The 20,256-nt window shown below is 72.9% G+C and carries 19 protein-coding genes; 6 read left to right on the top strand and 13 right to left on the bottom strand.

The features are described 5' to 3' along the window. Window positions 1–95: 95 nt before the first annotated feature. Window positions 96–473, top strand: coding sequence for a DUF742 domain-containing protein (locus FB453_RS03465; protein WP_091397239.1), 378 nt, complete (start codon window positions 96–98; stop codon window positions 471–473). Between the two features lies 1 nt (window position 474). Continuing rightward, on the top strand, window positions 475–1,068 hold the full coding sequence (locus FB453_RS03460; protein ID WP_007455465.1) for a GTP-binding protein: 594 nt from the start codon (window positions 475–477) through the stop codon (window positions 1,066–1,068). A 273-nt stretch (window positions 1,069–1,341) separates the two neighbouring features. Here FB453_RS03460 and FB453_RS03455 read toward each other — a convergent pair whose 3' ends face one another. Beyond that, window positions 1,342–3,786 (bottom strand): transposase, encoded by a 2,445-nt coding sequence (locus FB453_RS03455; RefSeq protein WP_145787410.1) that lies wholly within the window; start codon window positions 3,784–3,786, stop codon window positions 1,342–1,344. A 39-nt stretch (window positions 3,787–3,825) separates the two neighbouring features. Then, window positions 3,826–4,767: a DNA primase gene (locus tag FB453_RS03450; RefSeq protein ID WP_112588239.1), complete on the bottom strand. Its 942-nt coding sequence runs from the start codon at window positions 4,765–4,767 to the stop codon at window positions 3,826–3,828. 160 nt (window positions 4,768–4,927) lie between these two features. On the opposite strand from FB453_RS03450, the gene FB453_RS03445 reads away from it, so the two are divergent. Continuing rightward, the gene (locus FB453_RS03445; protein ID WP_091394524.1) at window positions 4,928–5,266 is read left to right on the top strand and encodes a PadR family transcriptional regulator; all 339 of its coding nucleotides are present in this window, start codon (window positions 4,928–4,930) and stop codon (window positions 5,264–5,266) included. Between the two features lie 21 nt (window positions 5,267–5,287). Here the strand turns inward: FB453_RS03445 and FB453_RS03440 are convergent, their stop codons facing one another. The 7 genes from FB453_RS03440 to FB453_RS03410 form a co-directional block, all read right to left on the bottom strand. Further along, window positions 5,288–5,962: a permease prefix domain 1-containing protein gene (locus FB453_RS03440; protein WP_145787407.1), complete on the bottom strand. Its 675-nt coding sequence runs from the start codon at window positions 5,960–5,962 to the stop codon at window positions 5,288–5,290. Between the two features lie 68 nt (window positions 5,963–6,030). Beyond that, window positions 6,031–7,818 carry a thiol reductant ABC exporter subunit CydC gene (cydC, locus tag FB453_RS03435; RefSeq protein WP_145787405.1) on the bottom strand — a complete coding sequence of 596 codons (1,788 nt, stop codon included), beginning with the start codon at window positions 7,816–7,818 and terminating at the stop codon, window positions 6,031–6,033. Beyond that, the gene (gene cydD, locus FB453_RS03430; RefSeq protein ID WP_145787403.1) at window positions 7,815–9,491 is read right to left on the bottom strand and encodes a thiol reductant ABC exporter subunit CydD; all 1,677 of its coding nucleotides are present in this window, start codon (window positions 9,489–9,491) and stop codon (window positions 7,815–7,817) included. The genes cydC and cydD overlap by 4 nt, the downstream gene beginning before the upstream one ends. After that, a complete protein-coding gene (locus FB453_RS03425; protein ID WP_145787400.1) occupies window positions 9,488–10,495 on the bottom strand; it encodes a cytochrome d ubiquinol oxidase subunit II in 1,008 nt (335 codons plus the stop codon). The genes cydD and FB453_RS03425 overlap by 4 nt, the downstream gene beginning before the upstream one ends. Before the next feature lie 10 nt (window positions 10,496–10,505). Beyond that, window positions 10,506–11,759, bottom strand: coding sequence for a cytochrome ubiquinol oxidase subunit I (locus FB453_RS03420; protein ID WP_145787397.1), 1,254 nt, complete (start codon window positions 11,757–11,759; stop codon window positions 10,506–10,508). Window positions 11,760–12,030: 271 nt separating this feature from the next. Beyond that, window positions 12,031–12,936: a M56 family metallopeptidase gene (locus tag FB453_RS03415; RefSeq protein WP_112588227.1), complete on the bottom strand. Its 906-nt coding sequence runs from the start codon at window positions 12,934–12,936 to the stop codon at window positions 12,031–12,033. A gap of 9 nt (window positions 12,937–12,945) precedes the next feature. Beyond that, on the bottom strand, window positions 12,946–13,419 hold the full coding sequence (locus FB453_RS03410) for a BlaI/MecI/CopY family transcriptional regulator (protein ID WP_112601951.1): 474 nt from the start codon (window positions 13,417–13,419) through the stop codon (window positions 12,946–12,948). Window positions 13,420–13,513: 94 nt separating this feature from the next. Between FB453_RS03410 and FB453_RS34755 the strand changes: the two genes are divergently transcribed. Beyond that, window positions 13,514–13,639, top strand: coding sequence for a hypothetical protein (locus tag FB453_RS34755; RefSeq protein WP_486480140.1), 126 nt, complete (start codon window positions 13,514–13,516; stop codon window positions 13,637–13,639). Between the two features lie 184 nt (window positions 13,640–13,823). Here the strand turns inward: FB453_RS34755 and FB453_RS03405 are convergent, their stop codons facing one another. Genes FB453_RS03405 through deoC form a run of 3 tightly spaced genes read right to left on the bottom strand, consistent with a single transcriptional unit; the run spans window position 13,824 to window position 17,037 of the window. Beyond that, window positions 13,824–14,648 (bottom strand): aldehyde dehydrogenase family protein, encoded by an 825-nt coding sequence (locus FB453_RS03405; protein ID WP_145787395.1) that lies wholly within the window; start codon window positions 14,646–14,648, stop codon window positions 13,824–13,826. After that, a complete protein-coding gene (locus FB453_RS03400; protein ID WP_145787393.1) occupies window positions 14,641–16,071 on the bottom strand; it encodes an aldehyde dehydrogenase family protein in 1,431 nt (476 codons plus the stop codon). Before FB453_RS03400 ends, FB453_RS03405 begins: the two co-directional genes overlap by 8 nt. A gap of 6 nt (window positions 16,072–16,077) precedes the next feature. After that, window positions 16,078–17,037 carry a deoxyribose-phosphate aldolase gene (gene deoC / locus FB453_RS03395; protein ID WP_091394490.1) on the bottom strand — a complete coding sequence of 320 codons (960 nt, stop codon included), beginning with the start codon at window positions 17,035–17,037 and terminating at the stop codon, window positions 16,078–16,080. A gap of 133 nt (window positions 17,038–17,170) precedes the next feature. Here deoC and upp point away from each other — a divergent pair, with 133 nt between their 5' ends. Together upp and FB453_RS03385 are read left to right on the top strand one after the other, a co-directional pair. Next, window positions 17,171–17,803 (top strand): uracil phosphoribosyltransferase, encoded by a 633-nt coding sequence (upp, locus tag FB453_RS03390; protein WP_124862038.1) that lies wholly within the window; start codon window positions 17,171–17,173, stop codon window positions 17,801–17,803. A gap of 72 nt (window positions 17,804–17,875) precedes the next feature. After that, window positions 17,876–18,553 (top strand): GOLPH3/VPS74 family protein, encoded by a 678-nt coding sequence (locus FB453_RS03385; RefSeq protein WP_145787391.1) that lies wholly within the window; start codon window positions 17,876–17,878, stop codon window positions 18,551–18,553. Between the two features lie 13 nt (window positions 18,554–18,566). Here FB453_RS03385 and FB453_RS03380 read toward each other — a convergent pair whose 3' ends face one another. Beyond that, entirely contained in the window at window positions 18,567–20,234 is a 1,668-nt protein-coding gene (locus FB453_RS03380) for a phospho-sugar mutase (protein WP_145787388.1), read from the bottom strand. Window positions 20,235–20,256: the final 22 nt, after the last annotated feature.

Genomic DNA, 20,256 nt, shown 5'->3' with positions numbered 1-20,256 from the left:
CTCGCCGATCGTGAGGTCGGCACGACTGCAAAAACGACAACGACGGGTTTCACCGGTGGGAGCCGGTAACGGGTGCGAAGGAGGTGAGCGGCGAGATGGCCGATCGTGACGAACCAACCGGAGCGTTGGTCCGTCCATACGCCGTGACCCGTGGTCGCACCCGTCCCCGGCTCGACATCGCGCTGGAGGCGCTCGTCGAGACGACGGTGCGCGGCCGGGCCCTTGCCAATGGCAACGGTGGCCAGGGCCGCGAACACCAGTACATCGCCGCGCTGTGTGACGGACGCGTGCAATCGCTCGCGGAGATCGCGGCGCGGATGCAGCTCCCGCTCGGTGTGGCCCGGGTGCTCATCGCCGACATGGCGACGGACGGCCTGGTCGCGGTCCACGAGCCGACCATTTTGGACGACTCCGACGACGCGGTGGGCACTGAACTGCTGGAGAGGGTGCTGAGTGGACTTCGCAGGCTCTGACATGTCGCACCGCCCGCCGAACCCGAGCGGCCGCGTGACGTCGGCGAAGATCGTTATCGCCGGTGGATTCGGCGTCGGTAAGACGACGCTGGTCGGCTCGGTCTCGGAGATCACGCCGCTGACCACCGAGGCCATCATGACCTCCGCTGGCGTGGGCGTCGACGACACCCGGCAGGTGCCGGGCAAGACGACGACCACGGTGGCCATGGACTTCGGCCGGATCTCGATCGACCGTGACCTGATTCTGTACCTGTTCGGTACGCCGGGTCAGACCCGTTTCTGGTTCATGTGGGACGAACTGGTGCGGGGTGCGATCGGTGCGGTCGTGCTGGTGGACACCCGCCGGCTGGCCGACTGCTTCGCGGCGATCGACTTCTTCGAGCACCGACGCCTGCCGTACCTGGTGGCGATCAACTGCTTCGACGGGATGCAATACCACGACCCGCAGGACGTCCGGGACGCCTTGGCGATCTCGAGCGACGTGCCGGTGGTGGCCTGCGACGCCCGTAACCGGGAGTCGACGAAGCACGTGCTGATCTCGCTGGTCGAGTACGTGCTGACCATGCGCCGTACGCGCGCCGTCGCCCCGGCCTGATCGGGACGCTGCACGCCCCGGTGGTGGCTCCGGCCGCCACCGGGCGCTGCCAGCCGCCCCGGTGCGTGCCTCCGCGCTGGTTCGTCGCTCAGACGAGCCAGCGCGCCGCCAAGCCGCCTCCTGACGACCTGGAAGCTGTCGGCCCCTTCCCGGGGCACAGGCCCACCCACGGTCCTCGCGAGGCGGCTTCTGCGTGCCCGGGGGGATCACCCTGCTAACGCGGAAGCGCCCCCAGCCAGCTGGCTGGGGGCGCTTCCGCGTGTGAGAAGGGGATCAGGACTGGTAGCCCGCCGAGCGGTACTCGTACTCCCGGTCGTCGTCGCGGTCCCCGTGGTCGCGGCTGAAGTCCCAGCCGCCGGCAGCCTCGCGACCGGGCCGGCCACCCACCGCGAAACCGCCGATCTCCTGGCCGCGACGCCAGCCACGGAAGTAGCCGGTCGTGTTCTCCGCGAGGCTTGCCGCATCACGCACTATGCGCAATGGGCGCTCCTCGCGCAGAGGCGAACCCGGCACCAGGTTGGCCTGCGGCACGCGCTTCGGCAGCCCGGCGTTGGTCTCGGCGCCCACCGCCGGGCGGGCGGCCTGCTCCGCGGCCTGCCAGCCGGTGTCGGCCGTGGTCGACCAGTCCAGGTCGGACTCCTCGGGCTGCCCCACGAACCAGGCCGACTTGGCCTGCGCGAAGATCAGCAGATCGCCGTCGCCCTCGTCGGCGACCGGCGGCGGCCGGTGCTCCATCGGCGGTGGCCGGTGCTCGACCGGGGGCGACGGCCGGTGCTCGGCGGGGCGCTCGGTGCGGGCGGCCGCCCGACCGTTGCGAGCGGCCTGCTCGCGGTCGACCAGGCGCAGCGGTGGCGTCTCCAGGTGCTGGTCCGCGGGAGGGCTGAGCCCCTCGCGCAGCGCCCGGTCGGCCAGCGGCGGCGGCTCCACCAGCCGCAGCATCGGCGGCTCCGGTGGCAGGTCGTCCGCCAACCACGGCGGGGTGACCCGACCGTCGGCCCGACCCGGGTCGGTCGGGGCGTCGACACCGCGGCTGCCGCCGTACGAGTAGGCCACCGGGTTGTTCGGTGAGCTGTCGGACGGGTCTTCCGGGTTGTTGACCAGTGGCCAGTTGGCACGGGAGCCGGGCGGCGGGGCCTCCTGACCCGGTCGGGGGGTCGGCACCGGAATGCTGAGATCGGTGGCGCTGAACCCGCCGGTGGGTGCCTCGTCGACCGGACGTTGCAGGTGGCTCGGCCGGGGCTCGCCGTTGGTCTTGGGGCGGGGCGGAATGACAGTCCGCTGCCGCTCGGCCCGCGCGTTGTTGATCGCGGCAGTGGTCAGCGTCGGCCGGAACGGCTCACCGGCCTCGGCCGGCGGCACCATGCCGCGCTGCGCCGGCGCGATCGGGGTGATCCCGGGCGGCGGAGGCGGCGGCGAGGAGACGGGCCGGTTGGTCGGGCCGTCGATCCGGCTGGGAAGCGGCTCGCTGCGACTGGGCAGCGTGGACGCCGGCGGACCAGCCATCGCCGCCGGAGTCATCGGCGCGGGTGCGACCGGCGGCGGCGTGACCGGCGCGGGGGCGACCGGCGGTGGCCCGAGCGGGCGGGGCGACGCCAACGGCGCGTTACCGGGGACCGGCTCGGGACGGCTGCGCCGCCCGACAGCGGGTGCCGGGTCGGCGGCTGGCGGGGTGGGTCGGACCGACCGCAACCCGGCGTTGGTGCCGGCCAGGCCGGTCAACCCGGCGTTGGTGCCGGCCAGGCCGGTCAACTCGCCGACGGACTCGCCACGGCGGGCCGCGGCCCGGCGGCCGGGTGCCTGGACAGGCGTGCTGACCCGTGAGCTGAGCGCGCTGACCAGCGCCTCACAGCCGGCGTCGCAGGCCCGTACGGAGGCGACGGCCTGGCGGACCGTCTCGGCCACCGCGGACGTGAGCGCCCGGTTGACCGCAGCACGTCGGGGTGTCTCGGAGATGGCGACCCGCAGGGCGGTGACCGCCTCGTTGATCTCCTCGGCATCGGCGACCCCGTCGGCGGCGAGGTGCGCGGCGATGGCATCCGCCGCGACCGACACCTCGCGGCCCCGGGCCACGGTGCCGCCGAGCATGCCCGGCTCGGGCAGCGCGTCCAGCACGGCCAGGGAGACCGGCTCGGCCGGGTCCGGGTATGCGCGCAGGGCCGCCGGGTAGAGCTCACGCAGAACCTCGCGCAGCGCCACGGCGGCGGAGTGTCGGCCACTGGCCAGCGCGGCGTGCGCGGAGAGCACCTGCTTGTAACCGGCGAGGTCCCGGGGCGCCGGCAGGGTGACGGCGGAGAGCGCCCCCGCCTGCAACGCGCGGGCGAGGCCGACCGCCCGCCGTTCGGCCGGAGGTGACTGCATCTCCTCAAGGGAGTCGTCGTCGGCGAACCGCTCGGCGAAGTCGTCCACCGAGTCGTCGTCGGCGATCGCCAGGGGTCGCCCCGCCGCGCTCAGCAGCGAGGTGACCGTGTGGTCGTCGCTGTCGGCGGCGATGGCCGCACCGCTCGGCCCGCCCGACCGCTCCACGAGCAGCGCGACGAGCTGGGCGTAGCCAGCGGCGTCATCGCTGATCTCGCAGACATGCAGCAGACGGCCTGCGTCGTCGACCACAGCGGACGTCAGCGTCGAACCGGCGGAGGCCGGTCGGTCAGCCGGATCCGCCGAGGCCAGACCGCAGTAAACGCGCACGAGCGCCACGGCGTCGTCCTCCTCCCGGGACAGGTCTTTCCTCTGCCAGCAACTGATGCTCCCCGGTACGGGTCAGTCGCGCCAGTCCACCACCGCAGAGATCTTGCCGACAATGGTGCGCCAACCCAAACTTGCGGTCTGCGCCCCGATCTTCTTCAGCCGTCGCCGAGCCATGAACGCGCCGATCCCACCGTTGGCGGTGCCACGCAGCGCCTCGTCCAGGTCGTCGAGGCTGGAGCCGGCGGAGAGCATGTCGAGTACCGCAGGCAGCCGCAATGCGTACGAGAGGTCACGCGCGGCCTCGCCCGCCTCGATCAGCAGGGTCGAATCCCACGTGTCGTGCCCGCCGCGCAGGTTCTCCACGACCAGGTCGAGCTCGTAGGTGTCCTCGTCGAGCGGAGCGATATCTGCCGGCTCCACCCGTTCGGACAATTCATTCCAGCTGTCCAGTTGGGACAGATCGTTTGGCGCACCGGATCGGATGAAACTGACAAGCGACTCGGGGGTCTTGAACAGCAGCAGCTTGCCTCGGTGGCTGAGGAAGACCGGCACCTCCTCGTCGTCCGCCTCGTCCGTGACGGCCTCGTCCGACTCGTCGTCGGTCTCGGTGGCGGCGCTGTCCCGGCGGCGCGTCGACTCGTCGTCCTCGTCGGCGAACTCCTGGGCCAGCTCCTCGTCGAGGATGACGACGGTCTCGTCGTCCTCCTCCTCTTCGATCGCCTGGCGGCGGGCGAGGAACGGGTCGTCCTGGTCGCGCTCGGTCACGTCGGTGGGAGTCAGCGAGCTGGCCGGTCGGTACGCCCGGAGCGTGAAGCCGGTGCCGGCGGGCAGGGCGATCTCCACTGGGTCGATGCGCAGCTCGTCCCAGAGTGAGCGGTCGGTCGACGCCGACGCGCGCTCGGTCTCGTCTGGCTCGGCCGCGCCGGTGGTGTCGTCGAGCTCGGGCTCGTCGGCGTCGGGCCGTTGGGGCGACTGGCGGGCCACGCTGACCTCCGTGTGCTTCGGGTTGCCCACCCACCGGGGTCTCTGACCGGCGAGTGACTCTGGGCACATACCCTAGTCGGCAGCCCTGGGTGACCGATGCCCGCACCCCGGTGGCCGGTTGGCGCACGGGTCCGACCTGCTGGTCGTCACCGCTGGCGAAGCGGCGGTTCGACAAGTAGCGTAGCTACGTATGAAGGCCCAGGCGCTGCACGGCCATCTCGACGCTCTCCTGCTCGCCGTGCTCGAACAGGGCGCGCTGCACGGCTACGCGATCATCGAGGCGCTGCGCGCCCGCAGTGACGGCAGTCTGGATCTGCCCACCGGCACCATCTATCCGGCACTCCGTCGCCTGGAACGCGCCGGCCACGTGGCGAGCACCTGGAGCACTGTCAGCGGCCGGGAACGGCGGACGTACCAGCTCACCGACTCCGGCCGGCGGGCGCTGGCCGGGGAGCGGGCCGGCTGGCGCGAGTTCCAACTGACCGTCGGCCGGTTCCTCGATCCTGGCAGCCCGCCCACCCCGGCCTGATCCGCTCGGATCCGCCGCCGATCAGCGGGTGGTGGCCAGCAGCCAGCCGCGCGCCGCGCGGGTCAGCGAAAAATACCCGCCGCCCACCAACACCGCCCCGATCATCATCGGGGGCCAGTGCGCCGCCGCGTCCCAGAGGTTGAGTGACCAGGTGAAGAGTGCGCTGCCGGCCACTATGCCGAGGACCAGGACGCCGGTCAGGCCGGCGCCCACCGCGCGCTGGGCCAGAGCCAGGCCCGGCCGGGACGCCCGCGCGCTCGCCCAGACCACCAGCAGACCGGCCACCGCGAGCAGCAGCGCACTCATCCAGATCCAGTCGACCGAAGCGGCGAGCAACTGGTAGCCGGCCGGAGGGGGCGGCCCGCCACTCCAACTCGACCCCCGCCAGGTCAGATCACCGGCGACCACCCCCACCCCGGCGATCGCCAACATCCGCAGAGAGAGCCCACGCAGGGCGCCCACCGCCAGCTCGGCCTGCCAGGATGGGAGCAACTGCGCCGGTGAGCCGAACTCCACCACCGCCCGGCGCTGCGCCTCGGTGGGGGGCACCCCGCTCTCGCGGTACGCCTCGACGGCGTCCAGCAACCCGTGCCGGGCCTCGGTCAGCAGGTCGGACTTGAGCCGCGCCGGCCCCTGCAGTCGAGCGGCCAGCTCCCGCAGGTGCTCGTCGACCATCACGTCCTCACCGCGCCCCATGGCACCACAGTGCCACGGACTCCGGTCGGTCGACGTCCGGGAGAACCCTGGTCCGCCCCCGAGTCGGGTCAGGGGGCGAGCGCCAGGTAACCCCGCTCGGCAGCAGCCTGGAGCAGCCACTGGTCCCGGTACCAGCCCGGGGCCGTTACCAACTCGGCGTGCCGACCGCGCTGGATCACTCGCCCGCCGTCCAGGACCACGATCTCGTCCAGCTCGGCCAGCCCGCTGAGCCGGTGGCTGATCAGCAGCACCGAGTGCCCGGCGGGGGTGGCGGCGAGGGCGGACGCGAGCACCGCGTCCGCGGCGGTCGGGTCCAGACCTTCGGTGGGCTCGTCGAGCACCAGCACCGGCGGCGCGGCGAGCAGGGCCCGGGCGAGCGCCAGCCGCTGCCGCTGCCCGCCGGAGAGTTGCCCGCCCTCCTCACCGACCAGCGTGTCCCAGCCAGCCGGCTGAGCGCGGACCCAGTCCAGCAGGCCGGCGGCGGCGGTGGCCGCGGTCAGCTCCTCCTCGCCCGCTCCGGCCCGCCCGAGCAACAGGTTCTCCCGCACCGTGGCATGGAAGACGTACGCCTCGGCCAGCAGCCCGCCGACCGCGCGCGGCAGCGCCTCCTCGGCGTACGCCGAGAGGTCGTGACCGTCCAATGTGACCCGGCCGGACGCGGGCCGGACGGTGCCGGTCAGCACAGCGGCCAGGGTGCTCTTGCCGGCGCCGCTCGGGCCGACGACAGCGATCCGGCGTCCCGCCGGCAGGTCCAGGCTGACCCCGTCCAGGGCGGGCGCCGCACCGGCCCGGTACCGCACCGTCACGTCCACGAAGCGCAGCTCGTGCGGGCCGGTCAGATCCGCTGCACCGGTCGCCGGCGGCGCGGTCGGCGGGTCGGTGTCGAGCAGGTCGGCCACCCGGGTCAGGCCGGGCCGCAGCTGGGTCCACTGCCGGGCCGCCGCTACCAACGCCAGCGTCACCTCGACGGCGGCCAGTGTGCCGACGGCCAGGACGCCCACCAGCACCCCCGGCACGTCCGCGGCGAGCGCGACCAGCACCACCGCTGCGGCGGTCACGCCGGCGGCCAGCACTCCGGCCGCGTCCACCGCGAACCCGGTGGCGGCGAGCTGACGTTCCAACCGGGCCAGCCGGTGGGCGCGCTGCTCGGCGGCGCGCAGCGTGACGTCGGTCGCCCCGAACGCGGCCAGGTCGGCCGCGCCGTGGGTGAGGTCGATCGCGTCGGTGGCCAGCGCACCCCGCAGGGGGGCCACCTCGGCCGCGCTGCGGCGGGTGACCGCGGTGGCCAACGCGGGCAGCGCCACACCGGCGACCAGCAGCCCGACGGCGAGCGCGCCGGCGGCCGGTGGTGAGATCAGCGCTGCCACGGCGACCGCCGACACACCGACCACTGCCGCCGCCGAGGCGGGCACCAGCACCCGCAGCAACAGGTCCTGGACGGCCTCCACGTCGGAGACCAGTCGGCTCAGCACGTCCCCCGAGCGGTGCGCCGTGCCACGGCGGGCCGCCAGGGTGGCGAAGACCCGGGCCCGGACGTCGGTGATCATGCGGAGCACCGCGTCGTGCCCGGCGAGCCGTTCGGTGTAGCGGAACACGCCCCGGCTGATCGCCAGCGCCCGGACCGCGACGATCGCCACGGTGAGGCGGTCCAGTGGAGGCTGACCGGCGGCGCTCATCAGCAGCCAGGTGGCGGTGGCCATCAGGGCCAGCCCGGCGAACTCGGTGGCGGCCGCCAGCAGCCCGGCTCCGACCAGGCGGCCCAGGTACGGCCGGGCCAGTCGCAGCACTGCCCGCTCGGCGGCGGCCCGCCCGGCCGGTGCCGCGTCGGCCACCACCGGCCCGTGTTCGGCGGTCATCGGGCGGCCTTTCCGGTCGGTGCGGGCGTCAACTCGGTGACCCGACCGTCCTCGATGCGCAGGATCCGGTCGGCGTCGGCCAGCAACGCCGGTCGGTGCGCGACCAGCAGCGCCGTCCGCCCGGCGACCAGGCGACGGGTGGCGTCGAGCACCACCGCCTCGGCCGCCGTGTCGAGTCGGGCGGTGGGTTCGTCGAGCAGCACCACCGGGGCGGCGCGCAGGAACGCCCGGGCCAGCGCCACCCGCTGCCGCTGCCCACTGGACAGCCCGTGACCGCGTTCACCGAGCAGGGTGTCCAGGCCGTCGGGCAGGCCGGCCACCACGTCGTCCAGGGCGGCGTCGTGCACCGCGGCGGTGAGTACGTCGGCAGTGGTGTCCGGCGCGCCGAGGCGGATGTTGTCAGCCAGCGAGGCGGCGAAGAGGTGCGCCCGCTGCGGCACCCAGGCGAGCTGCCGGCGCCAGGCGTCCGGGTCGGCGGTGGCGAGGTCGACCCCGTCCACCGTGATCCGGCCGCTGGTCGGCGCCACGAAGCCCAGCAGCAGGCCGAGTAGCGTGCTCTTGCCGGCGCCGCTGGGCCCGATGATGGCGATCCGTTCACCGGGCCGGATGGTCAGTGTCACGTCGCGCAGGGCGGTGGTCCGCTCGTACGCCACTGTCACGCCCTCGAACCGGATCTCGGCCCGAGCGTTGGGGACGGAGGCACCCTCGGCGGCCCGGGGCGCGGTGGGTGCGGCGGAGACCGTCAACGCCTCGTCCAGCGCGGCCAGCCCCTCCATGCTGGCGTGGAAGCGGCTACCGGCGGCCCGTAGCGGTAGGTACGCCTCCGGGGTCAGCAGCAGCACCAGCAGCGCGGTCTGCAGGGCCAGCCCGCCGCCGAGCAGGCGGATGCCGACCGGTACCGCGACCAGCGCCACCGAGAGGGTGGCGACCAACTCGAGGACCAGCGCGGAGAGGAACGCGATCCGCAGCGTCTTCATGGTGGCGACGCGGTGACCGTCGGCCATCCGGCGCACCACGTCGGTCTGCGCCCGGGCCCGCCCGAACGCGCGCAGCGTGGGCAGCCCGGCGACCATGTCGAGGAAGTGCCCGCCGAGCAGCGCGAGCCGCCGCCACTGCCGCTCGGTGGCGGCCTGCGCCTGCCAGCCGAGCAGCGCACCGAAGACCGGGATCAGCGGCAGGGTCACCGCGATGATCACCGCCGAACTCCAGTCGGCGAAGACGACCCGGGCCAGAACCGCCAGGGGCACCGTCACGCTGAGCACCAGTTGCGGCAGGTACCCGGTGAAGTACGCGTCCAACGCGTCCAACCCACGCCCGGCCAGGGTGGCGATCTCACCGGCCCGCTGCCCGGCCACCCACCCGGGCCCGTGCCGGCCCACCGCGCCGAGCAGCTCGGCCCGCAGCGTGGCCTTGACCGTGGCGGCGACCCGCGCCGAGACCGTGCCCTGCGCCCAGACCACTGCCGAGCGGGCGGCCACCGCGACCACGAAGCCGGCCAGTGCCGGTCGATCCAGCCGACCGTCGATCGCGGTGGCCAGCAGCGACGCGAGCGCGGTGGCCTGCGCCACGATCAACCCGGCGGCCAGCACCCCCAGGAGCGCGAGCACAGCAAGATCGCCCCGGGCCGCAGGGACCCGGCGCAGCAGACGCGGGTCGAACGGACGGCGGCTCACCAGTACACCGGTGCCCTACCGTCGGTCCGTCCTCGGAAAACCCACCAGCACATCGCCTGGAAGCCTAGTAGGGCCGGAAGTAGCGGCAGCGCCACCCAGCCCAGCAGCCGCAGTGTCGGCGCGCTGGCGGCGGCGTCGGCCACCCGCAGCGAGGCGTCCGGATCGGTCGTGGACACCAGCACGTAGGGCCAGAGAGCGGCTCCGACCAGCAGCACCGGCAGCGCCAGGGCCGCGCCGGTGGCGACCAGAGCCCACCCAGGCCGCTGCCGGGTCAGCGCCGCGCGGGCCGCCAGCAGCGCCGCCACGAGCAGCACCGGCAGGAGTACGGCCACCGCCGGCCGCTGCACGGCGTCGCGTACCCGGGCGGAGAGCAGGCCCACGACTGTGGCCAGGGCGACAGCTGTGAGCGCCACCGGCACCAGCCGGCGGGCCGTACGGCCGACCACGGCGGCGGCCTCGGCCGACAGTCGCACTGTGAGGAAGGTCGCCCCGTGCACCGCGACCAGGGTGACCATGGCCAGCCCGGCGGCGGCCGCGAACGGGGTGGCCAGGTGTGTCACCCCGGCGACGTGCCCGTCGGCCTGGAGGGGTACGCCCTGCAACAGCGCGGCGAGCAGCGCACCCCAGCCCAGCGCGGCGAGGGCGCTGCCGATCACCACGACGCGGTCCCAGCGGGCCCGGATCCGTTCGTCGTCGGGTCGGCTGCGTAGCTGTACGCCGACGGTGACCAGGATGACGCCGACCAGGGCACCGGCGACGACCGGATAGCAGCCGGCGAGCAACTCGCCCTCCAGGAGGGGGAACGCGCCGAAGAGGATGCCCACGGCGGCCACCAGCCAGACCTCGTTGCCGAGGAAGAACGGGCCGAGCGCGGTGAGCGCCTCCCGCCGCCCGGCCGGGCCGACGCCGCGGGCGAGCAGCAGCCCGACGCCGTAGTCGTAGCCGGCGAGCACCAGGTAGCTGGCGAAGAAGAGGCCGAGCAGGGCGTACCAGGCGAGGTCCACTGTCTACTCCTCAGAGGAGGGCGGGTTCGGGGTGGGCCGGCTCGCTGGGCGGTGCCGGCGGGCGGCCGAGCGCCGGGTCGGCCGCACCGCGCCTGGCGTGCCGGGCGAGCAGCACCCAGTTGGTGACGGCGAGGGTGCCCAGCAGCAGGCTGAACCCGATCAGCGAGGCGAGCATCAGCGGTGCGCTGACCGGGGAGACGGCCTGCTCGGTGGGGAGCAGCCCGTACGCCACCCAGGGTTGACGGCCGACCTCCCGGGAGATCCAGCCGAGGATCACCGCGATGAACGGCAGCGGCAGGGCGAGCAGGATCAGCCAGAGCGGGAAGCGCAGTCGGATGACCCAGTCCCGGAAGAGCAGGGGCAGCAGGAGCCATACGCAGCCGAGGGTGAAACCGATCAGGATCATGAAGCCCAACCCGACGCTGGCCAGCACCGGCGGGGTGTAGTCGCCGGGGCCGAACCGCGTGGTCCACTCGGCGATCAGCGCCTGGCTCTCCGGGCCGTCGCCGCCGAACTTGGTCGGCTGCACCGCGCCCACTGGGCCGAACTGGGCGAAACCGAAGCCCTGCACCATCGTGATGGCCAGTGCTGCGGTGACCAGGCCGATCCGCAGCGAGGTGCGGAAGAGCGCGAAATCCGGGGTACGCCGGATCAGGTGCCCGGCGCTGACCGCCGCCATCAGCATCCCGCCGACCAGCAGCGCCGCCGAGACGACGTGCCCGAAGGCCATGCCGAGGCTGGGGTTGGTGAGCAGCGCGCCGAAGTCCGTGAGGTGGGCGATCCCGTCGCGGACCTCGTAGCCGACCGGATTCTGGAGCCAGGAGTTGGCCACCATGATCCAGAACGCCGAGGCGTACGCGGTGATCGCCACGCCCCAGAGCAACGCGAGGTGGACGCCCTTGCCGAGCCGGTGCCAGCCAAAGATCCACATCCCGAGGAACGTGGACTCCAGGAAGAACGCCACAAGCGTCTCGATGGCCAGCGGTGCGCCGAAGACGTTGCCGACGTAGCGCGACAGGCCGCTCCAGTTCAGCCCGAACTGGAACTCCATCACGATCCCGGTGGCGATGCCGAGCACGTAGTTGATCACGTAGAGCTGGCCCCAGTAGCGGGTCAGTCGCTCCCACTTCGGGTTGCCGGTGAGCACCCAGGCGGTCTGCATGCCGACCAGCAGGGTGACCAGCCCGAGCGTGACGACCACGAACAGGAAATGGATCGAGGTGGTGGTGGCGAACTGCAGGCGGGCGAGGAGCAGGGTGTCCATGACCAGCCCTCCATGGCGTTGGCTGCCTTGTCGTAGCCACCCTACACGTAGTTTGCCTACTGGTAGGAACTACTACGCCCTGTCGTAGGCAACCCTACTACGGCGCGTAGTAAATCCGGGAGATCGCGCTCGATCCTGGATGTAGTGGTCTCGCGGCCCGGGGATGCCAGTCGATCCTGGATCGGGTGCGATCTAGCGAGGGGGGCCGGGGGCGCGGGGCAGCGCCCTCCGCGCGGGTCTGCGGGGTGGGCTCGGTGGCGCCTTGTTGGCGTCAGCTCAGGAAGAGGGTGACCGGGAGGGCGACCAGGGTGGTGGCGACCGCGAGGGCGGTGGCACCGAGAACCCGGGGCGGCCGGTCGCTGACCAGCAGGCGCTGCACCCGTACGTCGAGATCCCGGTCGCCCATGCCGAGCGCGCCGGCGGGGGTGATCCGGTGCCCGGCGGCGGCGAACCGGCGCAGCGCACCCGCCAGCGGAGCCTCGGCGTGCAACTCACGGGCCTTGTCGTCGGCCCGCATCTCGACCAGCAGGGCGACCCGCTCGTGCGCGTCGCGCACCCAGCCGAACCACGGCAGCGCCCGGCACAGCGCGGTGAACGGCAGCAGCACCAGGTCGTGCCGCTCGTGGGCGTGCGCACGCTCGTGGCTGAGAACCGCGGCCAGCTCGGCCCGGTCCAGCAGGCTCAGGGTGCCGGCGCTGACCACCACCTGCGGCTTCACGCCCGGCAGGCAGTACGCGGCGGCGCTCGGATGATCCAGCACCAGCGCTCCCGGCGCGGCCGGGTCGTTCCGGGCGACCAGGGAGAGCAGGTCCCGGTGGCGACGCTGGGCGCGTACGGTGCCGTGGATGCTGCGCACTGTCGTCGTGACCAGCACCGCCCCGATGCCGAAGCCCACGCCGACGCCGGCCAGGTGGAACGTGCCCACCCCGATCGGCAGGGCGCCGTGGGCGAGGTCGTTGGCCAGGGCGAGCAGTGCGCTACCGGTCGGCCGGCCGTACGCGCTCAACCCGAGCGCCATCGGCAGGCCCATCGCCGAGAGGCCCAACGCCAGCCCGACGGCCTGCCAGCAGATGATCGCCACCCGGGGGCTGCGCCACGTCCAGGTGGAGCGGGCCAACACCTGGGCGGTCAGATAGCAGGCCAGCATGGTGGCGGCGAAGTGCACGGCGTAGGCCATGGCGCGCGCCTACCGCTCCGCTGCCTCGCCGGCGGGTCGTCGGCCCGCCGGCCCGTCCACCCGGTCGGTCAGGGTGTCGGCCCCGCCCGCGTCGCCGCCGGTGGAGCCCGGCCCGGTCAGGCCGGCCTCGCTGCCCAGGGCCGCTCGCAGCACCTCGGCCTCGGTGCCGGTCACCGAGCGGGCGAACCGCACCAGCGCGGCGTCCCGGCTGCCGCCCAGGTCGAGGGCGTCGAGCATGAGTTGAGCGATGTGCGCCTCGCGGCTGGCCGCCGGACGGTACCGCCAGGCCCGCCCCTCCCGCTCCCGTTGCACCATGCCCTTGCCGGCGAGCCGGTCCAGCACTGTCATCACAGTGGTGTACGCCAGCTCACGGCCATCGAGCGCGTCGGCCACCTCGCGCACGGTCACCCCGTCCGACGTGCCGGGAACCACGTCCCACAGCACGTCCATCACCGCACGCTCAAGATCGCCCAACCGAGTCACGAACCAATCCTACCCCCGGTAGTAGACCCCTTACCGACCCGACCAGGCCGTCCCCACTCCACCCACCCAAGCCGTGATCATGAGGTTGACCGGCTTGACGGAGATCGAACACCCCGCCAATCCCATGATCACCGCAGAGATCGGCGGAGAGCCGGTCAAGATCCAGACAGGAACAGGGTTGTTGCTGCCTCAGGCGCACGAGAGGCAGCAACAACCCTGAAGTTGCGCGGATCTTGACGGCGCCCGCTGACCGGCAACCCAACCCGAGGCAGTGCCCCGAGCTGACCCACCCGACGAACCCGGTCCACGTCAGGTTTTCCGGGGGAGCCCGCCCACGCAGGGATCAAGCCTGACCGCCCGGAGTGGGCGGGCTCCCCCGGAAAACCCAAAGGCCGGGAACGAAATCACACCCCCTTGGGATGCCACACAGTCTTCGTCTCCAACAGCGCCGTCATCCGATCCAGGCCCGGGTCGACCGACCAGTCGTGGTCGGCCGGGGCCGGTCGGAGCACCCGCTTGAGGTTCTCCGCCGCCTTGACCTCCAGATCGGTGCCGAGCGCGGCGTCGGTGACCCCGGTCAGGTCGATCGCGTTGACGTCCATGTGCGCGGCCAGCGTCGGCGCGGTCTCGGTGATCGCGCCGGTGAGGATGTTGACCACGCCGCCGGGCAGGTCGGAGGTGGCCAGCACCTCGGCCAGCGTCACCGCCGCCAGCGGCTCGCTCGGGGATGCCGCCACCACGACTGTGTTGCCGGTGACGATCGCCGGGGCGATCACGCTGACCAGGCCGAGCAGCGCCGGGCTTTCCGGGGCGACCACCGCGACCACGCCGGTCGGTTCCGGCGCGGAGATGTTGAAGTACGGGCCGGCGACCGGGTTGGCGCCGCCGTACACCTGGGCCAGCTTGTCGGCCCAGCCGGCGTACCAGACCCAGCGGTCGACTGCGGCGTCCACCTCGTCGCCGGGGATGCCCAGGGCGACGAACTGCTCGCGGCGGCCCTCCAGCATCTCGGCGGCCCGGTAGAGGATCTGACCCCGGTTGTACGCGGTCGCGCCGGCCCAGCCCTTGACGGCGGCGCGGGCGGCGACCACCGCGTCCCGGGCGTCCTTGCGGGAGGCCAGTGACACATTCGAGGACTGCACGAGATACGACCGTCCCGACTCGCTGCGCGGGAACTTCCCGCCGATGAAGAGCTTGTACGTCTTGCGTACCGCGACCCGCTCAGACATTGAGGTAGCCCTCCAGCCCGTGCCGGCCGCCCTCGCGACCGTAGCCCGACTCCTTGTAGCCACCGAACGGCGAGGTGGGGTCGAACTTGTTGAACGTGTTGGCCCAGACCACACCGGCGCGCAGCCGGTCGGCCATCCACAGGATCCGGGAGCCCTTGTCGGTCCAGATCCCGGCCGACAGCCCGTACGGCGTGTTGTTGGCCTTCTCCACGGCCTCGGCCGGAGTGCGGAACGTGAGCACCGACAGCACCGGGCCGAAGATCTCCTCGCGGGCGATCCGGTGTGCCTGGGTGACCCCGGTGAAGATGGTGGGCGCGAACCAGAAGCCACGGTCGGGCAGGTCGCACGGCGGTGACCAGCGCTCGGCGCCCTCGGCCGAGCCGGCGTCGGACAGCTCGCGGATCCGCTCCAGTTGGGCTGCCGAGTTGATCGCGCCGACGTCGGTGTTCTTGTCCAGCGGGTCGCCGACCCGCAGCTGAGCCATCCGTCGCTTCAGCGACTCCAGCACCCGGTCGGCCACGTTCTCCTGGACCAGCAGTCGGGAGCCGGCGCAGCAGACGTGCCCCTGGTTGAAGAAGATGCCGTTGACGATGCCCTCGACGGCCTGGTCGATGGGTGCGTCGTCGAAGACGATGTTGGCGGCCTTGCCGCCCAGTTCCAGGGTGAGCTTCTTGCGGGTGCCGGCGACCGACCGGGCGATGGCCCGGCCCACGTCGGTGGAGCCGGTGAAGGCGACCTTGTCCACGCCGGGGTGCTCGACCAGCGCGCGGCCGGTGTCGCCGGCGCCGGTGAGGATGTTGACCACACCGGCCGGCAGCTCGGCCTGCTGGCAGATCTCGGCGAAGAGCAGCGCAGTCAGCGGGGTGGTCTCGGCCGGCTTCAGCACCACGGTGTTGCCTGCGGCGAGCGCCGGGGCGATCTTCCAGGCCAGCATGAGCAGCGGGAAGTTCCACGGGATGACCTGCGCCGCCACGCCGATGGGCTGCGGATTCGCGCCGAAGCCGGCGTGCTCCAGCTTGTCGGCCCAGCCCGCGTAGTAGAAGAAGTGTGCGGCGACCAGCGGCAGGTCGACGTCCCGGGACTCGCGGATCGGCTTGCCGTTGTCAAGCGATTCCAGGACGGCCAGCTCGCGGGAGCGCTCCTGGATGAGCCGCGCGATCCGGTACAGGTACTTCGCCCGGTCCCGGCCCGGCATCGGGCCCCAGACCTTGTCGTACGCCCTGCGGGCGGCGCGCACCGCGCGTTCCACGTCCTGGGCGCCGGCCTCGGCGACCTCGGCCAGCACCTCCTCGGAGGCGGGGTTGATCGACTTGAAGCTGCCACCGTCGGTCGGGTCGACGAACGTGCCGTCGATGAACAGCCCGTACGAGGGTTTGAGGTCCACCACCGAGCGGGACTCGGGGGCGGGGGCGTATTCGAACATCGGCTATCAGTCCAGGGTGAAGTAGTCGGGACCGGAGTAGGTGCCGGTCGTCAGCTTGGTGCGCTGCATCAGCAGGTCGTTGAGCAGGCTGGACGCGCCGAAGCGGAACCAGTCCGGGTCGAGCCAGTCCGGGCCGACGGTCTCGTTGACCATCACCAGGTACTTGATCGCGTCCTTGGTGGTCTTGATGCCACCGGCGGGCTTCACGCCCACCTGCCGCCCGGTCGCTTCGCGGAAGTCGCGCACCGCTTCCAGCATCACCAGGCTCACCGGCATCGTCGCCGCGATCGGGACCTTGCCGGTGGAGGTCTTGATGAAGTCGCCGCCGGCCAGCATGGCCAGCCAGGAGGCCCGCCGGACGTTGTCGTAGGTGGCCAGCTCGCCGGTCTCCAGGATCACCTTGAGGTGGGCATCCCCGGAGGCCTCCTTGGTGGCCACGATCTCGTCGTAGACCTCCTTGTACCGCCCGGCCAGGAACGCACCCCGGTTGATCACCATGTCGATCTCGTCGGCGCCGGCCGCGACGGCGGCCCGGGTGTCGGCCAGCTTGATCTCCAACGGCGCCTGCCCCGATGGGAACGCGGTCGCCACGCTGGCCAGGTGCACCGCACTTCCGCGCAGCACCTCCGCCACGTAGGGGACCATCGCGGGGTAGACGCAGACCGCGCCGACGTGCGGGCAGGACGGGTCGGCCGGGTCCGGACGCAGGGCCTTCGCGGCGAGCGCGCGCACCTTGCCCGGGGTGTCCGCCCCTTCCAGGGTGGTCAGGTCGACCATCCGGATCGCCAGGTCGATCGCCTGGGCCTTGGCGGTGGTCTTGATGGAGCGGGTGCCGAGCTGTGCCGCCCGCTGCTCCGCGCCGACCTGGTCCACGCCGGGCAGGCCGTGCAGGAAGGTCCGCAGAGCGGTCTCGGATCGTCCCAGCTCGGAGAGCTCCGACCGGGCCGACGTCGTTGTCGCCGTCATGTCGAGAAGTCTACGCACGAGACCGCCGAGTGATCTTGCTCACGACCGCTCGATGACGTGCCGACGTGAGCGGCGTCCCTGGTCCGACCGCACCCGCACCGCCGCGCGGTACGGACCGGTAGGTTGAGCGATCGTGGACGTACACGTCATTGACCACCCGCTGGCCCAGTCCAGGTTGACTGCCATGCGGGACGCGCGCACCGATTCCTCGACGTTCCGGGCGGCGCTGCACGAACTGACCACCATGCTGGTGTACGAGGCGGCGCGCACCTTCCCCGTCGAGCGGTACCCGGTGCAGACGCCGGTCACCGGCACCGAGGGCACCCGGCTGGCCAACCCGCCGCTGCTGGTCCCGGTGCTGCGCGCCGGCCTGGGCATGGCGGACGCCGCGTTGGGCCTGCTGCCCGAGTCGTCGATGGGTTTCGTGGGTCTGGCCCGCGACGAGGTGACCTACGAGCCCCGCGCGTACATGGAGTCGCTGCCGCGCGACCTGGCCGGGCTGCCGGTGCTGGTGCTCGACCCGATGCTGGCCACCGGTGGTTCGCTGGAGCACTCCTGCCGGTTGCTGGCCGACCGCGGCTGCACCGACATCACAGTGCTCTGTGTGCTCGCCGCCCCGGTCGGCATCGAGCGGCTGGAGCGCTCCGGCCTGCCGTTGCGCCTGGTCACGGCCTCGATCGACGAGGGGCTCAACGACCGCATGTTCATCGTCCCCGGCCTCGGCGACGCCGGCGACCGCCAGTTCGGTGGCATGCCCCGCTTCTGAGGGGACACCCGGTCGGTGCCGGGTCCGGCGGGTCCGTGCGCGGGGTGCCCGGACCCGCTACCGTCTCCGGCCATGACTGGTGTTGCGCTCGCCGAGGAGTTGCTGCTCCTCGCCTACGACGACACGACCGGCAAGGCGACAATGCCACGGATCAGCCTGGACCTGGGCATGGCTGCCGCGGTGCTGGTTGAGCTGGCTCTGGCCGGCCGGATCGCGTACGCCGCCGGGTCCCTGACGGTGATCGACCCGACGCCGACCGGCGAGCCGTTCAGCGACGACGTCCTCAGCCGGATCGCCGCCGACACCCCGCACACTCCGGCGTCCTGGGTGCAGCGTCTGCGGCACGGCCTGCGCGACCGGATCCTCGCCGACCTGTGCCGGCAGGGCGTCGTCCGGGACGTCGACGAGACCGAGCTGGGCTTCATCCACGTGCACCGTTACCCGGTCGTGGACACCTCCGTCGAGGCGGAGACCCGGCAGCGGCTGGCCGAGGCGCTGACCGGCGCGGCAGCCCCGGACGAGCGGACCGCCGCGCTGGCCACCCTGGTCGTGGTGCTCCGGATGGAGTCCGCGCTCGGGGTGAGCGGCGAGGCCGCCGCCGATGCCCGCCGCCGGCTGACGGAGATCGCCACCGGCGCCGGGTTCTCCGGCGAGGTGAGCACCGACGACTCGGTGGTTCGCCCGTCGGTCGGTCTGGTCGTCGCGGCCCTGGCCAGGGCCGTCGACCAGGCCCTCGGCCCGCGCCGCTGACCCAGCGCGCCGGTCAGAGCCCCAGAGCCGCGGCGATCTCGCCACGCAGGGCGGCGACCGCCTGCGCCGCGCTGCTGCGGGCCGTCTGGACGTCACCGTCCACGACCGGTTCCACCACCTCGAGGTACGCCTTGAGCTTCGGCTCGGTGCCGGACGGGCGGATCACCACCCGGGCCACAGCGGTCCGCAGGATCACCACGTCCGACTCGGGCAGCAGGTCCCGGACGCTGTCCACCGGCTGCCCGAGCAGTGTGGCCGGGGTGTCCGCCCGGATCCGGGCCATCGCGTCGGCGATGACCCGCAGGTCGTCCACCCGGGCGGAGAGCTGATCGGTGTGGTGCACGCCGAACTCGGCGGCCAGTTCGTCCAGCCGGTCGGTCAGCGTGCGACCCTGCGTCTTCAGGCCGGCGGCCAACTCGGCCACTGTCAGCGCCGCGGTGATGCCGTCCTTGTCCCGGACGTGTTCCGGGGCCACGCAGTAGCCGAGCGCCTCCTCGTAGCCGAAGACCAGCGGCGCGCTTCCGCCGCCGGCCCGCACGATCCACTTGAAGCCGGTCAGCGTCTCGTCGTAGGGCAGGCCCCGAGCTGCGCACATCGCCCGCAGCAGTGACGACGACACGATGGTGGTGGCGTAGAGCCCGGTCACCCCCCGGCGCATCAGGTGGTCGGCGAGCAGGACGCCCAACTCGTCGCCGCGCAGCATCCGCCAGCCGTCGCGGTCGTCCCGGACGACCACCGCGCAACGGTCGGCGTCCGGGTCGTTGGCGATGGCGAGGTCCGCGCCGGTGGAGTCGGCCAGGGCGATGAGCCGGTCCACAGCACCCGGCTCCTCCGGGTTGGGGAACGACACGGTGGGGAACGCCGGGTCCGGCTCGGCCTGGTCGGGCACCACCCCGGGGGTCGGAAAGCCCGCGCGGGCGAAGGCGGCGGTGAGCACCGCCGCGCCCACACCGTGCAGCGGGGTGTACGCCACCGTCAGGTCCCGGGGCCCGTCCGGGTCGATCACCGCGGTGGCCCGTTCGACGTACGAGGCGACCAGGTCGTCGCCGAGCACCTGACCGGGCTGGCCCAACGGCACCTGGGCCAGTGGCCCGACCGATCGGATGGCGGCCTCGATACCGGCGTCGGCGGGTGGCACGATCTGCGCCCCGGCGCCCAACTCGCCGCCCAGCTCCGCGCCGAGGTAGACCTTGTAGCCGTTGTCCTGCGGCGGGTTGTGGCTGGCCGTGACCATCACTCCGGCGACACCGCCGAGGTGCCGCACGGCGTACGCCAGCACCGGGGTGGGCAGCGGGCGGGGCAGCAGCAGTGCCGGACGGCCAGCGCCGGTCGCCACCTGGGCGGTGCGCTCGGCGAACTCCCGGGAGCCGTGCCGGGCGTCGTACCCGATCACCAGCGGGCCGGTGCCGCCCTGGGCCGCGAGCCAGGTGACCAGGCCGGCAGCGGCCTGGGTGACCACGGCGAGGTTCATGCCGTTCGGGCCGGCGCGCAGCGGGCCGCGTAGGCCCGCCGTGCCGAAGGTCAACGGGCCGGCGAACCGGTCGGCCAGCTCCGGGGCGCTCGCCGGAAGCCCGTCGAGCACCGCCGTCAGCTCGTCCCGGCTGGCCGGGTCGGGGTCGTCGGCCAGCCAACGCCGGGCTTGCTCGCGAATGTCGTCGATGTCAGTGGTGTCCGCCGCCATGCCCCTTGATAGCACGGCGACG

The sequence above is a fragment of the Micromonospora sp. CNZ322 genome (genome assembly GCF_007827755.1).
Note: the sequence above shows the minus strand (reverse complement) of the source record. Positions and strands in the feature narration are given on the sequence as shown.

What these genes read in the sequence shown, in the direction of transcription:
- FB453_RS03465 (WP_091397239.1), top strand. Translation starts at nt 96, where the DNA reads ATGGCCGATCGTGACGAACCAACCGGAGCGTTGGTCCGTCCATACGCC.
- FB453_RS03460 (WP_007455465.1), top strand. Translation starts at nt 475, where the DNA reads ATGTCGCACCGCCCGCCGAACCCGAGCGGCCGCGTGACGTCGGCGAAG.
- FB453_RS03445 (WP_091394524.1), top strand. Translation starts at nt 4,928, where the DNA reads ATGAAGGCCCAGGCGCTGCACGGCCATCTCGACGCTCTCCTGCTCGCC.
- FB453_RS03440 (WP_145787407.1), bottom strand. Translation starts at nt 5,962, where the DNA reads ATGGGGCGCGGTGAGGACGTGATGGTCGACGAGCACCTGCGGGAGCTG.
- cydC (WP_145787405.1), bottom strand. Translation starts at nt 7,818, where the DNA reads ATGACCGCCGAACACGGGCCGGTGGTGGCCGACGCGGCACCGGCCGGG.
- FB453_RS03420 (WP_145787397.1), bottom strand. Translation starts at nt 11,759, where the DNA reads ATGGACACCCTGCTCCTCGCCCGCCTGCAGTTCGCCACCACCACCTCG.
- FB453_RS03415 (WP_112588227.1), bottom strand. Translation starts at nt 12,936, where the DNA reads ATGGCCTACGCCGTGCACTTCGCCGCCACCATGCTGGCCTGCTATCTG.
- FB453_RS03405 (WP_145787395.1), bottom strand. Translation starts at nt 14,648, where the DNA reads ATGTCTGAGCGGGTCGCGGTACGCAAGACGTACAAGCTCTTCATCGGC.
- FB453_RS03400 (WP_145787393.1), bottom strand. Translation starts at nt 16,071, where the DNA reads ATGTTCGAATACGCCCCCGCCCCCGAGTCCCGCTCGGTGGTGGACCTC.
- deoC (WP_091394490.1), bottom strand. Translation starts at nt 17,037, where the DNA reads ATGACGGCGACAACGACGTCGGCCCGGTCGGAGCTCTCCGAGCTGGGA.
- FB453_RS03385 (WP_145787391.1), top strand. Translation starts at nt 17,876, where the DNA reads ATGACTGGTGTTGCGCTCGCCGAGGAGTTGCTGCTCCTCGCCTACGAC.
- FB453_RS03380 (WP_145787388.1), bottom strand. Translation starts at nt 20,234, where the DNA reads ATGGCGGCGGACACCACTGACATCGACGACATTCGCGAGCAAGCCCGG.